This is a genomic window from Sphaerisporangium rhizosphaerae (genome assembly GCF_042665155.1).
GTDB classification, from domain to species: domain Bacteria; phylum Actinomycetota; class Actinomycetes; order Streptosporangiales; family Streptosporangiaceae; genus Sphaerisporangium; species Sphaerisporangium rhizosphaerae.
In genome coordinates this window covers 204344-217488 of sequence record NZ_JBHTCG010000001.1, presented here as the reverse complement: position 1 = coordinate 217488, position 13145 = coordinate 204344, and the positions used below count along the sequence as shown (strand labels likewise).

At 72.4% G+C, this 13145-nt stretch carries 14 protein-coding genes; 8 read left to right on the top strand and 6 right to left on the bottom strand.

The features are described 5' to 3' along the window. Positions 1-17: 17 nt before the first annotated feature. Both rocD and ddaH read right to left on the bottom strand, forming a co-directional pair. Positions 18-1319: an ornithine--oxo-acid transaminase gene (rocD, locus tag ACFQSB_RS00935; protein ID WP_380823759.1), complete on the bottom strand. Its 1302-nt coding sequence runs from the start codon at positions 1317-1319 to the stop codon at positions 18-20. After that, positions 1316-2116 (bottom strand): dimethylargininase, encoded by an 801-nt coding sequence (ddaH, locus tag ACFQSB_RS00930; protein ID WP_380823758.1) that lies wholly within the window; start codon positions 2114-2116, stop codon positions 1316-1318. Before ddaH ends, rocD begins: the two co-directional genes overlap by 4 nt. 470 nt (positions 2117-2586) lie before the next feature. On the opposite strand from ddaH, the gene ACFQSB_RS00925 reads away from it, so the two are divergent. Next, positions 2587-3237: a hypothetical protein gene (locus tag ACFQSB_RS00925; protein ID WP_380823757.1), complete on the top strand. Its 651-nt coding sequence runs from the start codon at positions 2587-2589 to the stop codon at positions 3235-3237. A 23-nt stretch (positions 3238-3260) separates the two neighbouring features. Here ACFQSB_RS00925 and ACFQSB_RS00920 read toward each other — a convergent pair whose 3' ends face one another. After that, the gene (locus ACFQSB_RS00920; RefSeq protein ID WP_354834798.1) at positions 3261-3728 is read right to left on the bottom strand and encodes an Lrp/AsnC family transcriptional regulator; all 468 of its coding nucleotides are present in this window, start codon (positions 3726-3728) and stop codon (positions 3261-3263) included. Positions 3729-3821: 93 nt separating this feature from the next. Here ACFQSB_RS00920 and ACFQSB_RS00915 point away from each other — a divergent pair, with 93 nt between their 5' ends. Both ACFQSB_RS00915 and ACFQSB_RS00910 read left to right on the top strand, forming a co-directional pair. Next, positions 3822-4583, top strand: a complete 762-nt coding sequence (locus ACFQSB_RS00915) for an ABC transporter ATP-binding protein (RefSeq protein WP_380823756.1) — start codon at positions 3822-3824, stop codon at positions 4581-4583. Next, the gene (locus ACFQSB_RS00910; protein ID WP_380823755.1) at positions 4580-5305 is read left to right on the top strand and encodes an ABC transporter permease; all 726 of its coding nucleotides are present in this window, start codon (positions 4580-4582) and stop codon (positions 5303-5305) included. The genes ACFQSB_RS00915 and ACFQSB_RS00910 overlap by 4 nt, the downstream gene beginning before the upstream one ends. A gap of 83 nt (positions 5306-5388) precedes the next feature. Here ACFQSB_RS00910 and ACFQSB_RS00905 read toward each other — a convergent pair whose 3' ends face one another. Continuing rightward, positions 5389-6108: a DUF5941 domain-containing protein gene (locus ACFQSB_RS00905; protein WP_354834789.1), complete on the bottom strand. Its 720-nt coding sequence runs from the start codon at positions 6106-6108 to the stop codon at positions 5389-5391. After that, positions 6105-7682, bottom strand: coding sequence for a CDP-alcohol phosphatidyltransferase family protein (locus ACFQSB_RS00900; RefSeq protein WP_380823754.1), 1578 nt, complete (start codon positions 7680-7682; stop codon positions 6105-6107). Before ACFQSB_RS00900 ends, ACFQSB_RS00905 begins: the two co-directional genes overlap by 4 nt. Positions 7683-7984: 302 nt before the next feature. Here ACFQSB_RS00900 and recO point away from each other — a divergent pair, with 302 nt between their 5' ends. Further along, positions 7985-8713 (top strand): DNA repair protein RecO, encoded by a 729-nt coding sequence (gene recO, locus ACFQSB_RS00895; protein ID WP_354834783.1) that lies wholly within the window; start codon positions 7985-7987, stop codon positions 8711-8713. Positions 8714-8811: 98 nt separating this feature from the next. Continuing rightward, a complete protein-coding gene (locus ACFQSB_RS00890; protein WP_380823753.1) occupies positions 8812-9585 on the top strand; it encodes an isoprenyl transferase in 774 nt (257 codons plus the stop codon). A 121-nt stretch (positions 9586-9706) separates the two neighbouring features. Here the strand turns inward: ACFQSB_RS00890 and ACFQSB_RS00885 are convergent, their stop codons facing one another. Next, positions 9707-10255 (bottom strand): CGNR zinc finger domain-containing protein, encoded by a 549-nt coding sequence (locus tag ACFQSB_RS00885; RefSeq protein WP_380823752.1) that lies wholly within the window; start codon positions 10253-10255, stop codon positions 9707-9709. A gap of 208 nt (positions 10256-10463) precedes the next feature. On the opposite strand from ACFQSB_RS00885, the gene ACFQSB_RS00880 reads away from it, so the two are divergent. Genes ACFQSB_RS00880 through ACFQSB_RS00870 form a run of 3 tightly spaced genes read left to right on the top strand, consistent with a single transcriptional unit; the run spans position 10464 to position 13116 of the window. Then, positions 10464-11456 carry a metal ABC transporter substrate-binding protein gene (locus ACFQSB_RS00880; protein ID WP_380824046.1) on the top strand — a complete coding sequence of 331 codons (993 nt, stop codon included), beginning with the start codon at positions 10464-10466 and terminating at the stop codon, positions 11454-11456. Next, positions 11456-12286 (top strand): metal ABC transporter ATP-binding protein, encoded by an 831-nt coding sequence (locus tag ACFQSB_RS00875; protein WP_380823751.1) that lies wholly within the window; start codon positions 11456-11458, stop codon positions 12284-12286. The genes ACFQSB_RS00880 and ACFQSB_RS00875 overlap by 1 nt, the downstream gene beginning before the upstream one ends. After that, positions 12283-13116 (top strand): metal ABC transporter permease, encoded by an 834-nt coding sequence (locus ACFQSB_RS00870; protein ID WP_354834772.1) that lies wholly within the window; start codon positions 12283-12285, stop codon positions 13114-13116. Before ACFQSB_RS00875 ends, ACFQSB_RS00870 begins: the two co-directional genes overlap by 4 nt. Positions 13117-13145 lie beyond the last annotated feature (29 nt).

Genomic DNA, 13145 nt, shown 5'->3' with positions numbered 1-13145 from the left:
GGACGGTGCCTCGGGTCTCAGCGGCCGGAGAGCTCCGGGGTCCGCGGGGACGGAACCGGGGCCTGCTCCGCGGCCTCCGCGGGCGCGGCCGTGCCGGACAGCTCGTCCAGGACCTCGGTGAGCCGGTCGACGGCCCAGTTGAGGTCCTCCTCCGAGATCACCAGCGGCGGCGCGAGGCGGATGGTCGAGCCGTGGGTGTCCTTGGCCAGCACCCCGCGCCGCATGAGCGCCTCGCAGACCTCGCGCCCGGTGGCGATGGAGGGGTCGATGTCCACTCCGGCCCACAGTCCGCGTCCCCGCACCGCGACGACGCCGTGGCCGCCCTCGCCGGCGGGCCCGATGAGGGCGCGCAGCCGCTCGTGCAGGAGCGCGCCGAGCTCGCGCGCCCGAGCCTGGTACTCGCCGGTCTTCAGCAGGTCCAGGACGGCGCCGCCGACCGCGCAGGCCAGCGGGTTGCCGCCGAACGTCGAGCCGTGCTGCCCCGGCTTGATCACCCTGAGGACGGAGGCGTCCGCGACGACGGCGGACACCGGGACGACGCCGCCGCCGAGCGCCTTGCCCAGCACGTACATGTCCGGGACCACGCCCTCGTGCTCGCAGGCGAAGGTGTCGCCGGTGCGGCCGAGGCCCGACTGGATCTCGTCGGCGATGAACAGCACGTTGTTCTCGGTGCAGATCTCCCTGACGCGGGTGAGGTAGCCGGCCGGGGGCACCAGCACGCCCGCCTCGCCCTGGATGGGTTCGAGCAGCACCGCGACCGTGTCGGGGGTGATCGCCTCGCGGACCGCCTCGGCGGAGCCGTACTCCACGATCGTGAAGCCGGGCGTCGCGGGGCCGAAGCCGTCGCGCGCGTCGGGATCGGTCGAGAAGCTGACGATCGTCGTGGTGCGGCCGTGGAAGTTGCCGTCCATGACGATGATCTCGGCCCGGCCGGGGGCGACGCCCTTGACCTCGTACCCCCACTTGCGGGCGACCTTGACCGCGGTCTCGACGGCCTCGGCACCGGTGTTCATCGGCAGGACCATGTCCTTGCCGCACAGGTCGGCGAGGCCCGCGCAGAAGTCGGCGAACCGGTCGTGGAAGAAGGCGCGGCTGGTCAGTGTCACCCGCTGGAGCTGCTCCTGGGCGGCGTTGAGGATCGCCGGGTTGCCGTGGCCGAAGTTGAGGGAGGAGTAGCCGGCCAGGCAGTCGAGGTAGCGCCTGCCCTCCACGTCGGTCACCCACGCGCCGCGCGCCTCGCTGACCACGACGGGCAGCGGGTGGTAGTTGTGCGCGCTGTGCCGCTCGCTCAGCTCGATGATCTCGTCGGTGGTGCTCATACGCGGATCTCCAGGGTGCAGCACTTCGGACCGCCGCCGGCCTTGCGCAGTTCGCTGAGGTCGACGGGGATGACATTGAGGCCGCGGCGCTTCAACTCAAGGGCCAGTTCGCCCGCCTCGACGTTGATCACCACGTTGTGCCCGTCGCTGACGGCGTTGAGGCCGAGCACCGCCGCGTCCTCCGCCGAGGCGAGCACGGCGTCGGGGAACATGTGGCGGAGCACCTCGCGGCTGCCCGCCGAGAACGCCCCCGGGTAGTAGGCCACGTTGCGCCCGTCGATCGGGAACAGCGCCGTGTCCAGGTGGTAGTAGCGGGGGTCGACGAGCTGGAGGGTCACCACCGGGCGGCCGAGGAACTCCTGGGCCTGCTTGTGCGCGGTGATGGCGGTGCGGAAGCCGGTGCCGGCCAGGATCACCTCGTCGAGGGTGAGGAAGTCGCCCTCGCCCTCGTTGGTCTCGGTGGGCTCCATGGCCGTCGCGAAACCGTTGTCGGTGAACCAGCGCAGGTAGGCGGGGCCCTCGGCGGCGCGCTCGGCGTTCGCGAACCGCGCCCCGTACACCCGCCCGCCGACCACCAGGGCCCCGTTGGCGGCGAACACCATGTCCGGCAGGCCGTCGATCGGGTTGATCAGGCTGACCTTGTGCCCCAGTTCCTCATAGGCGTCCTTCAACCCCTCCCACTGGCGCACGGCGGTGGCGGCGTCGGCGCCGGCCTCCGGGTCCATCCAAGGGTTGATCGCGTACTCGACCGCGAAGTGGTCGGGACGACACATGAGGTAGTGCCGGCTGTGCGCCATCTATCACTCCGTCGGGAAAACGGCTGGTCAGGGATGGCATCAGCCTAGAAACGACGATCGCCGGGAACCAGGTGCGGAGCTTGCGCGCCCACGTGGATCGGTTGCGTGCTGGGCCCGGTTCGCGGCGATCCGTTGCGGCGATCCGCATGGTCTGTTTTAGATCTCCTCTCCGTCCCGCCCTCCGGGGCCCGCTATGTTTCGCCGCCGTTTCGGCATGGTGTCGACGGTGTGACGTCGCGCGGGCCGTCCTGGTGCCGCGGTCATGCCCGCGATCACCTGGCCGGCGGGCGGCGGTCCGCTGAGCGGACCGGGACGTCGCTCCGCCGCCCGGCCCTGACGAAGATGTGACGACGATAGGCAGGTAGGGGTGAATTCCGGACATCGGTGGGGGAAGCCTGATGCGTCGTCGATCTCGTATGCCCGTGTTCGCGGCCGGCCGTTCCGTCACGGTCAGCTTTCTGATCGTTCTCGTGTCGCTCTGCCTCCTGGCCACGTCATGTCCGGACGAGGACTCCGGCGGAGGCTCGAACGCCACGGAGACCGAGCAGGGGCAGGTCCACAAGCCGAAGCGGAGCAAGAAGCCCAAGGGGCCGGTCTGCCCGCAGCCGGGGCCGCTCACGCGCTCCCAGCTCCCCGGCTTCCCGTCGGCGGACGGGGTCAGTGTGATCACGCAGAACCCCTGCGTCAGCATCGCGGGCCTGGCCGAAGAGGTGGTCGGTTTCATCCCCGAAGGGGAGTCGGAGAAGTTCAGAGAGTTCCGGGGCGGGCTCGAACGGTTCATCTCGCGGGTGAACGCGGTCAACGACGCGGCGGAGTGCGCCTATGAGACCGACCACCTGGCGGTCGGGGTGTACCACCACGACGCCACCCCGTGGTCGATCGGCATGGTCGCGGTCGTCCGGGGGGACATCGACGCGCTGGTCGACAGCGGAGTCTGCTGGCTGCTGAAGAGGTTGCCGTTCGACGTCCCCACGCAGATCGCGCCCGAGGAGATGAGCCCCGCGTTCTGCGCCGAGGCCGTCACCAGGAGAGTCGGCGGTGAGCGCTTCACGATCCTGTGGATCGGCTCGTCGAACGTCATGTGCGGAAGCCTCGCCACCCTGTACACCGGCACGTCATAGGCACCGCGGGCGCCGGGCGACGGTCAGGAGGACTGCGGCATCGCGTCGCGGGCGTGCGGGGTGTCGATCAGGCGGGACAGCACGATCGCGCTCTTGGTCCGGATGACGAACGGCTCGGCGGCCACCCGTTCGATGACCTGCTCGACGTGCCGGACGTCCTTGGCGCGGATGTGCAGCAGGGCGTCGGCCTCGCCGGTGATCGTGCAGGCGGAGATCACCTCCGGGTGGCGGGAGACGGCCAGGCCGATCTCGGCGGGGGAGGTCTTGCCCCGGCAGAACAGCTCCACGTAGGCCTCGGTGGTCCAGCCCAGGGCGGACGGCTCGACGCGGGCGGTGAAGCCGGTGATGGCGCCGCTGCTCAGCAGCCGGTCGATGCGCCGCTTGACCGCGGGGGCCGAAAGACCGATCTGATGCCCGATTTCGGCATAGGTCGACCGGGCGTCCTCGACCAGGGCCCCCACGATCGCACGATCAAGCGCGTCCAACTCCACGGAGACCTGTATACAGCCGGACCGTATTCCGCACACAGTCCGGGGTCACTCCAATCTTTAAGTGACACCAATTTTGGTGTTACTGTGCTCGACATGATTCACGCCAGAGGTCTCCGCAGGACCTACACCTCCAAGGCCGCCACCGTGGACGCCGTGCGCGGCGTCGACCTCGACGTCTCCCCGGGCGAGATCGTCGGCTTCCTCGGCCCGAACGGCGCGGGCAAGACCACGACCCTCCGGATGCTCACCACGCTGCTGCGCCCCACCGGAGGCACGGCCACCGTCGCCGGCCGCGACCTGCTCGCCGAGCCCGCCGAGGTCAGAAGGCGCATCGGCTACGTGCCCCAGGGCGGCACCGTGGGCCCCGCCTCGCGGGTCGGCGACGAGCTGCGGCTTCAGGCACGGCTGTACGGGATGGACGCGGCGGCCGCCCGGTCACGGGTGGAGGCACTGCTCGGCCGGCTGGAACTGGCCGGCATGGACGCCCGTCCCGCCGCGTCGCTCTCGGGCGGTCAGCGGCGCCGCGTCGACATCGCGATGGGGCTCCTCCACGAGCCCGCGCTGCTGTTCCTGGACGAGCCGACCACCGGCCTGGACCCGCAGAGCAGGGCCGGCCTGTGGGAGCACGTCAGGCGGCTGCGCGCCGAGCACGGCCTGACGGTGTTCCTGTCCACCCACTACCTGGAGGAGGCGGACGCGCTGTGCGACCGCGTCCTGATCATCGACGGCGGGCGCATCGTCCGCGAGGGCGCGCCCGCGGCGCTGAAGGCCGAGATCGGCCCCGGGGCGACGCTCGACGAGGTCTTCCTCGCCGTCACCGGCCGCGAGCTGCGCGAACAGGGGGCCGCCGCGTGACCGGCCTCATCCTCGCCCGGCACTACGTGCGCGAGGTCATGCGCACCAAGCTCGCCCTGGTCTTCGGCGCGCTGCAGCCGGTGCTGTACCTGACGCTGTTCGGCCCGCTGTTCGCCCGCAGCGGCGTCGGCTCGTGGGAGGTGCTCGTCCCCGGCCTGCTGGTGCAGCTCGGGCTGCTGAGCGCCGGCATGAGCGGGTTCGGCGTGGTGTTCGACCAGCGCGCGGGGGTGCTCGAACGACTGCGCGTCACGCCCGCGAGCCGCATGTCGCTGCTGCTCGGCCGGGTGCTGAAAGACGTCCTGGTGCTGCTGGTGCAGGCCGTCGCGCTGGTCGCCCTCGGATGGGCCTTCGGGCTGCGCGCGCCGCTGCCGGGCGTGCTGCTCGGCCTGACGCTCATGCTGCTGCTCGCGGCCGGTCTGTCGGCGTTGTCGTACGCGCTCGCGCTGACGCTGCACCCCGACCTGTTCGCGCCCATCATGAGCACCGTCCTGGTGCCGCTGCTGCTGCTGTCAGGGGCGCTGCTGCCCATGTCGCTGGCGCCGGCGTGGCTGGACGCGCTGTCGCGGCTCACCCCGTTCCGCTACGCCGTGGAGGGGCTGCGCGCGTGCTTCGCCGGGTCCTACACCTCGGGCGCCGCGCTGCTCGGCGCGGGGGTGACGGCGCTGTTCACGGTCGGGTGCCTCATCGTCGGCACCCGGCGCTTCCAGGCCGAGAACGCCTGACCGCACCGCCCGATGCACGAGGGGCCGGGAACACCCGGCCCATGACCGGCGGGCGCCCGCCTCGTGGGGCGGGCGCCGTGCCGCTAGGCCTTCTCGGCCTCGCCGGTGGCCTGCTCCAGGGCGTCCTCGGGGGAGGCCTCCAGGTCGTCGGACGCCTGGGCGAGCGCCGTCTGCTTGTCCAGCCGCACCCAGCTCGTGATGCTCTCGATGGCGAACAGCACCCCGAGGTACACCGACATCACGGCGACCACCCAGGTGAGCACGCCGAGCGCGGCGCCCACGCCGAGCAGCAGCAGCCGGACCTCCCAGCCGAGCCCGGCCTGGAACACCCAGGGGGCCGGCCAGATGCTCTGCCGCGTCCGGTACACCGTGTCGTAGGTGTGGTAGCCGATCACGTAGATCAGCACGAACAGCAGCCACTTGGGCATGCCGGAGGCCAGGCCGAGGACGATGATCGCGAGGAACTCGGTGCCCCTGATCAGCGGCGGGACCAGCCAGTCGAAGCGCCCGAGGTGGTCGCGCGGGGCGGTGGGCACCATCAGCAGCACCATCACCAGCACCGGCAGCAGCATGATCGCGCCGCGGCCGGCGGACAGCACGCCCGTCGCGCCGATGGCCGCCACCGCCAGCAGCGTGGCCAGCCCGGCCGGGACCGGCGGCAGGCCGGGGCCGAGCTTGCCGCGCACCAGCGCGACCAGCGGCCCGTCGTCACGGTAGGCGAGCAGGCGGGCCGTCTGGATGCGGCGGCGCTCCTCGTCGGGGTCGGGGACGGGAACGGATGCGGCCTGCGGGTGGGTGATCATGCGAGCGACCTCATGAGACGTCCGGTGAGGGTGTAGGCGGCCGCCACGCAACCCCAGATCACGAGCGTGAGGAACGTGACCCGGGGCTCGAACAGAGCCGCGGTGATCGCGATGGCGGCGAACCGCTCACCGATGGGGAAGACGATCATCTTGCGGGCCCAGTGCACGGCGCGGAACCGCCCGGCCCTGGTCCACATCTTCAGCAGGCCGCGCACGCCGCCGGTGCGCGAGGCCTTGCGCTTCTCCAGCGCGTCGCGCAGCGGCCGGTCGTCGGGGACGGTCAGCGCCAGGGTCGGCAGCGGGTTCGGCGGCCTGCGCCTGCTGGCCGCGCCGTAGGAGAAGTCGAGCAGGTGCCGCACCGACTGCACCGACAGGGCGATCAGCGCCAGCGTCCACACGTCGCCCTGACCGGCCACGGCCGAGCCGACGGCCAGGCCGAAGAACACGACGTACTCCTTGGCGCGGTCGAAGGTGGCGTCCAGCCACGCGCCGAGCACGCCGAACTTGCGGGCGTACCGGGCGACCTGGCCGTCCACGCAGTCGAAGACGAAGGCGAAGTAGATGAGCAGGCCGCCCGTCACCGCGCCGGCCCGCGTGCCGGTGGCGAAGGCCACCGCCGACAGCACGCCGAGGGCGATCGAGATGAGCGTGACCTGGTTGGGCGTGAGGCCGCGCCGCGCCGCCCACCGGGCGATGAAGCGCGAGTACGTGCTGACGAAGTAGGTGGTGAAGAACCCGTCGGCGCCCTTGACCGCGTTGTTCAGGCGCGCGCGGTCCTCGTCGTAGGTCGCCATGACGGCCACGGCCTCGTCGGCCTCGGCCTGCGTGCCGACGCGGCTGAAGAACAGGTCTCTGCGGCCGCGGCTGCCGAGCGAGACGCCCTTGCGCACCAGGCCGAGCGCCAGCAGTTGGACCAGGTCGTCCTCGGGGCCGAACAGGTGGGCAAGGTCGGCCAGCTCGCGGGCCGCCTCGGCGAGCGTCGCCGCGTGGCGCTGGTGCAGGTGGAGCGGGCCGAGCAGCACCGAGTTGGGGCGGGTGACCGCGTGGTGGGCCGAGCCGACCGAGATGATCCGGGAGCGGCCGACGCGCGCGCGCACCGGCAGCCCCTCGTAGATGTGGTCGCCGATCTCGGGCTCGGCCTCCTCGATCGGGATCTCGTACCCGACGCGCTCGCCGTTCTCGTCCTCCGGGCGCGGCTCCCTGGCGATGAGCGCCAGCGCTCCGCGCTTGGCCTTGGTGATCTGGTAGATCAGCTCGTCGTGGATCACGACGCCGGCCGGGATGAGGAACAGGTTGTCGGTGGCCTGCTCGGCGGCGTCCGCCAGCGCGCGCAGGTCGGCCGCGAGGTCGGCGGACTCCACGACCTGGCCGGGGAAGCGGCGGTGGTCGCCGGCCTCCTCGGGGCGCACGATGGCGATCGGGTCGGGGTCCATCGCCGTGACCTGGCCGTACAGCCGGTCCAGGACGGTGGGCGAACCGGGCAGCGACGTCAGCGCCAGGCGACCGGGCGGGACGTGTGGTTCAGGGGAACCGATCGGGCCGGGCGAGGCGCCCAGCAGGACCACGCGGGTCATGTCACCCTTTCAGGCAGCGTGCAGGGGGCGGAGGCGATTTTCAGGGGGTGTCGCCAGGGGGCAAAGTTTAGTGACTGTTCTTCCTAAGGATGCCATCCAGGGTTGACCCGAGATCGATTCGTCGCTTCCGGGAGGCGCATCCGGATTTACGAGTCTCATGGGCGCTCGCCCGATTTGCCCGCGCGATGCGCCGCCTCCCGACCCGCGACCGTTCGGTTCCACCCTCCCACGCGCCGGCCGGCGGCCGGCGAGCGCGTCCGATTCGTCCATCGGAGGTGTCGCGTCGTCCCTAGACTGGGCGGGTGAACCTGTACCGCGACGAGGGCATCGTGCTGCGCACCCAGAAGCTGGGCGAGGCCGACCGCATCGTCACGGTCCTGACCAAGCGCACCGGCAAGGTCCGCGGGGTCGCCAAGGGCGTGCGGCGCACCAAGTCGAGGTTCGGCGCGCGGCTGGAGCCCTTCACCCACGTCGACCTCCAACTGCACACCGGGCGCTCGCTCGACGTGATCACCCAGGCCGAGACGCTCCGCCCGTACGGGGAGGGTCTGGTCTCCGACTATCCCCGCTACACCGCCGGCACCGCCATGCTCGAGACCGCTGACCGGCTCACCGTGGGGGAGAAGGAGCCCGCGCTGCGGCAGTTCCTGCTGCTGCTCGGCGGCCTGCGCACCCTGGTCGAGGGCGGCCACGAGGCCAGGCTCGTCCTGGACGCCTACTTCCTGCGCTCCCTGGCCGTGGCCGGATACGCGCCGGCCCTCGAGTCCTGCGCCCGCTGTTCGACCCCCGCGATCAGGGCCTTCGCCATCGCCGCGGGCGGCGTGGTGTGCGGCGGGTGCCGCCCGCCGGGCGCCGCCGTCCCGGCCGCCGAGACGATCGGCCTCATGATCGCGCTGACCCGCGGCGACTGGGCCTCCGCCGACGCCTCGGAGTCCCGCCACCGCGCCGAGTGCAGCGGGCTGGTCGCCGCCTATCTGCAATGGCACCTGGAACACGGAATACGCTCGCTACGGCACGTCGAACGCGTCTGAAGGCCGGCGCGCCCAGGCGCGCCGCCGCCGGACCGGGCACGACGGCCGGCTCCGCGGCCGCGCGCCTTTCCGACACACACCCACAGGAGAAGCAGACCGTGAGAGTCCGCCCGCCGACCCCGCACCCCTCAGGCGCCGTCCCGCCGCCGATCCCCCGCGATCTGGTCCCCCGGCACGTCGCCATCGTCATGGACGGCAACGGGCGCTGGGCCAAGGCGCGCGGGCTGCCGCGGACCGAGGGGCACAAGGCGGGCGAGGCGTCGCTGTTCGACGTGATCGAGGGCGCGATCGAGCTCGGCGTCCCCAACCTCTCCGCCTACGCCTTCTCCACCGAGAACTGGCGGCGCTCGCCCGACGAGGTCCGCTTCCTCATGGGGTTCAACCGGGACGTCATCCGCCGCCGCCGCGACGAGCTGCACGCCATGGGCGTGCGGGTGCGCTGGGCCGGCCGTCCCGGGCGGCTGTGGAAGAGCGTCATCAAGGAACTGCAGGACGCCGAGGAGATGACGCGGGACAACCGCACGCTGACCCTGCAGTTCTGCGTCAACTACGGCGGCCGGGCCGAGATCGTCGACGCCGCCGTGCGGCTGGCCCAGGACATCGCCGCCGGCCGGGTCAGGCCCGACAAGGTCTCCGAGCGCACCTTCGCCCGCTACCTCGACGAGCCCGAGATCCCCGACGTCGACCTGTTCCTGCGCTCCTCCGGCGAGCAGCGCACCTCCAACTTCCTGCTCTGGCAGTCGGCCTACGCCGAGATGGTGTTCCTCAACCAGCTCTGGCCCGACTTCGACCGCCGCGACCTGTGGCAGGCCTGCGAGATCTACGCCAAGCGCGACCGCCGCTACGGCGGCGCCCTCCCTAACCAGGTCTGACCTCCCCAACCAGGTCTGACCTCCCCAACCAGGTCTGACCTTCCCAATCAGGTCCGACCTTCCCCAACCGGGTCTGGCCGCCTCCAACCGGGTCTGGCCGTGCCGCCCGGGCCCGCCGCGATCAGGCCCGGCGGCGGGCCCGGTAGGCGGCGACGTGCATGCGGTTTCCGCAGGTGCGGCTGTCGCAGTAGACGCGCGAGCGGTTGCGTGACTCGTCCACGAAGACCCGCTCGCAGTCGGGGGCCGCGCAGGTGCGCAGCCGCTCCCACTCGCCGTCGACCAGCAGGTGGGCCAGGGCCACCCCGAGCTCGGCGGCCAGGTGCTCGGCCACCGGCGCCCCCTTGGCGAAGTAGTGCACGTGGAGGGGGTAGTCGTCGTGCTCGGTCAGGTGGGCGGTGATGCGCGTGCGCTCGAGCAGCACGTTCAGCAGCGCCACCGCCGAGGCGGAGTCGGGAGCGGCGAAGATCGCGAGGAAGGTGGCGCGCAGGGCGCGGACCTCCCGCAGGTCGCCGTCGCCGACGCCTTCGACGCCGCTCAGCTCGTTGCGCCGGACGTAGGCGTCCAGCTCCGCGACGCTCGTGAGCCCGTCGAGCCCGCCCGTCTCGGGAGCGGTGTTGACCAGGTCGGCCACGGCGGCCAGCGAGCACACCATGTCATGGCTGAACGGCATGTCGTCTCCTGCCGGGCCGGTCGTGGACAGGGCGCGGGTCACCGGGGCGCGGCGCGGACGGCATCACATCCCGGTCTCCACCGCCAGGGAAGCGTATCCCGTGACCCGCCGCCACGGGGACACTCCCTACGCGCGGGGTGGGTGGACGCGCGAAGGTGGCGGACGGTTTTGACAACGGTTTTCATTTTGCGCGATACTCGGCAGTGTGATGCCCTTTTCGTCCAGTTACGATCACTGTGCACGATCGACATATCCCCGCCGCCCCACCACCTTCCTGAGCGTCCTCGCCGCCCTGGCGGCCCTACTCGCCGCCGCCGCGTGCGCTCCCGCCGACTCCGCCTCCACGCGGAGCGCGGGCCCTTCCGGCGGCCCCAAGGTGCTCGCCGCCTTCTATCCCCTCGAATGGCTGGCGACGCGCGTCGGCGGGCCGGACGCCGCGGTCACCGGCCTCACGCGGCCCGGCGTCGAGCCGCACGACCTGGAGCTGACCCCGCGCCAGATCGCCGACATCCAGCGGGCCGACCTGGTCGTCTACATCAAGGGCGTCCAGCCGGCCGTCGACGAGGCCGTCCAGCAGCAGGCGCCGGACAAGGCGTTCGACGCCGCCTCCCTGGTTCCCGTCCTCACCGGCACCGGTGAGCAGGAGCACCAGGAGCAGGCCGGGGGAGGCGAGGCGCACGAGCCGGTGCCCTACGACCCCCACCTCTGGCTCGACCCCGACCGCCTGGCCACGGTGGCCGCCGACCTCGGCAAGAGGCTCGGGCAGGCGGACGGCGCGCACGCCTCCGCGTACACCGGCAGGGCGAACACCACCGCGGGGGAGCTCAGGGCTCTGGACGAGGAGTTCCGCGAGGGGCTCGCCACCTGCGCCGGCCGCACGATCGTCACCTCGCACGCCGCGTTCGGCTACCTGTCGAACCGGTACGGCCTGAAGCAGGTGGGCATCAGCGGCCTCGACCCCGAGGCCGAACCCTCCCCGGCGCGCATCGCCGAGGTGGCCGCGGCGGCCCGGCGGGAGAAGGTGACCACCATCTTCACCGAGGAACTCCTCAGCCCCAAGGTCTCCGCGGTCCTCGCCAAGGAGGTCGGCGCCACGACCGCGGTCCTCAACCCCATCGAGAGCCGCCCGGCGTCGGGGGACTACCTGTCCGCCGCCCGCCAGAACCTCTCCGTCCTCCGCACCGCGCTTGGATGCTCATGATGACCCGATCAGCACAGGCGGCCGGCGTCTCCGGGCCGGCGCCGCGGACCGCCGGCCCGCCCGCCGCGTTCGCCATGACCGACGGGCACGTCCATCTGGACGGGCGGCCGGTCCTGCGCGGGGTGAACCTGCGCATCGAGGCCGGGGAGGTGGTCGCGATCCTCGGCGTGAACGGCTCAGGTAAGTCGACGCTCGTCCGCGCCCTGCTCGGGCTGACCCCGCTGTCGGCCGGCTCCGCCGAGCTGTTCGGCGTGCCGCCCGGCCGCTTCCGCGAATGGTGGCGCGTCGGGTACGTCCCGCAGCGGCTCTCGGTCGGCGGCGGCGTCCCCGCCACGGTTCGCGAGGTGGTGGCCTCCGGCCGCGTCGCCCGGCAGCGGCGGCTGCGTCCCGCCGGCCGGCAGGACCGCGCGGCGGTGGCGGGCGCGCTCGACGCCGTCGGCCTGACCGGCCGCGCCGGCGACCCGGTGGCCTGGCTGTCCGGCGGTCAGCAGCAGCGGGTGCTCATCGCCCGCGCGCTGGCCGGTGAGCCCGACGCCTTCGTCATGGACGAGCCGACGGCCGGCGTGGACGCCGAGAGCCAGGCGGATCTGGCCGGCACGCTCACGACCCTGGTGCGGCAGGGCAAGACCGTCCTGCTGGTGGCGCACGAGATCGGCCCGATGGCCCCGCTCATCACCCGGTCGATCGTCCTGCGGGACGGCAGGGTCGCCCACGACGGGCCGGCGACCGGCGGTGGCACGGGGTGCCACCCGCGTCCGGGCCACGAGCGGGAGCGCCCGCCCGCCTACGACGTGGCCGGCGGCCCGATCGGTTCGGGGACGACGCAATGATCGAGATCTTCCAGTACGACTTCATGGTGCGCGCGCTGATCGCCGCGCTCCTCGTCGGCCTCGCCGCCCCGGCGGTGGGCACCTTCATCGTCCAGCGGCGGCTCGCCCTGCTCGGCGACGGCATCGGCCACGTGGCGCTCACCGGCGTCGCGCTCGGGTTCCTCACCGGCACCGCCCCGGTGCTCACCGCGGTGCTGGTCTCCATCCTCGGGGCCGTCGCGATCGAACTGGTCCGCGCCCGGGGCCGCACGACCGGTGACGTGGCGCTGGCCCTGCTGTTCTACGGGGGCATCGCGGGCGGCGTGATGCTGATCGGGCTCGCCCCCGGCGGCAGCAACGCCACGCTGACGTCGTACCTGTTCGGGTCGATCAGCAGCGTCACCACCGAGGACGTGTGGGTGATCGCCGTGCTGGCCGCGTTCGTGCTCGGCGTGGTGGCGACGTTCGGCCGCGAACTGTTCGTCCTGTGCCAGGACGAGGAGGTCGCCAAGGTCAACGGGCTGCCGGTGCGCTTCCTCAGCCTGCTCGTGGCCGTGACCGCCGCGCTGACCGTCGTGATCGCGATGCGCGTGGTGGGGCTGCTGCTGGTCAGCGCCCTCATGGTGGTCCCCGTGGCCACCAGCCAGCAGCTCACCCGCGGCTTCCGCACGACGATGGCACTGGCGATGGTCCTCGGCGTCGTGGCGACGGTCGGCGGGCTGACCTCGGCGTTCTACGCGAGCGTCGCGCCGGGCGCGGCGATCGTCCTGCTGGCCCTCGCCGGCTTCGTCCTGGCGCTCGGCGCCGGTCGGCTGCTCCGGCGGAGCCGCGCCCGCGAGGCCGCTCCATGACCGGCGGCCGCGTGCTCACCGCACGCGAA

What these genes read in the sequence shown, in the direction of transcription:
- rocD (WP_380823759.1), bottom strand. Translation starts at nt 1,319, where the DNA reads ATGAGCACCACCGACGAGATCATCGAGCTGAGCGAGCGGCACAGCGCG.
- ACFQSB_RS00885 (WP_380823752.1), bottom strand. Translation starts at nt 10,255, where the DNA reads ATGCCGTTCAGCCATGACATGGTGTGCTCGCTGGCCGCCGTGGCCGAC.
- ACFQSB_RS00905 (WP_354834789.1), bottom strand. Translation starts at nt 6,108, where the DNA reads ATGATCACCCACCCGCAGGCCGCATCCGTTCCCGTCCCCGACCCCGAC.
- ddaH (WP_380823758.1), bottom strand. Translation starts at nt 2,116, where the DNA reads ATGGCGCACAGCCGGCACTACCTCATGTGTCGTCCCGACCACTTCGCG.
- ACFQSB_RS00875 (WP_380823751.1), top strand. Translation starts at nt 11,456, where the DNA reads ATGACCCGATCAGCACAGGCGGCCGGCGTCTCCGGGCCGGCGCCGCGG.
- ACFQSB_RS00915 (WP_380823756.1), top strand. Translation starts at nt 3,822, where the DNA reads ATGATTCACGCCAGAGGTCTCCGCAGGACCTACACCTCCAAGGCCGCC.
- ACFQSB_RS00870 (WP_354834772.1), top strand. Translation starts at nt 12,283, where the DNA reads ATGATCGAGATCTTCCAGTACGACTTCATGGTGCGCGCGCTGATCGCC.
- ACFQSB_RS00900 (WP_380823754.1), bottom strand. Translation starts at nt 7,682, where the DNA reads ATGACCCGCGTGGTCCTGCTGGGCGCCTCGCCCGGCCCGATCGGTTCC.
- ACFQSB_RS00880 (WP_380824046.1), top strand. Translation starts at nt 10,464, where the DNA reads ATGCCCTTTTCGTCCAGTTACGATCACTGTGCACGATCGACATATCCC.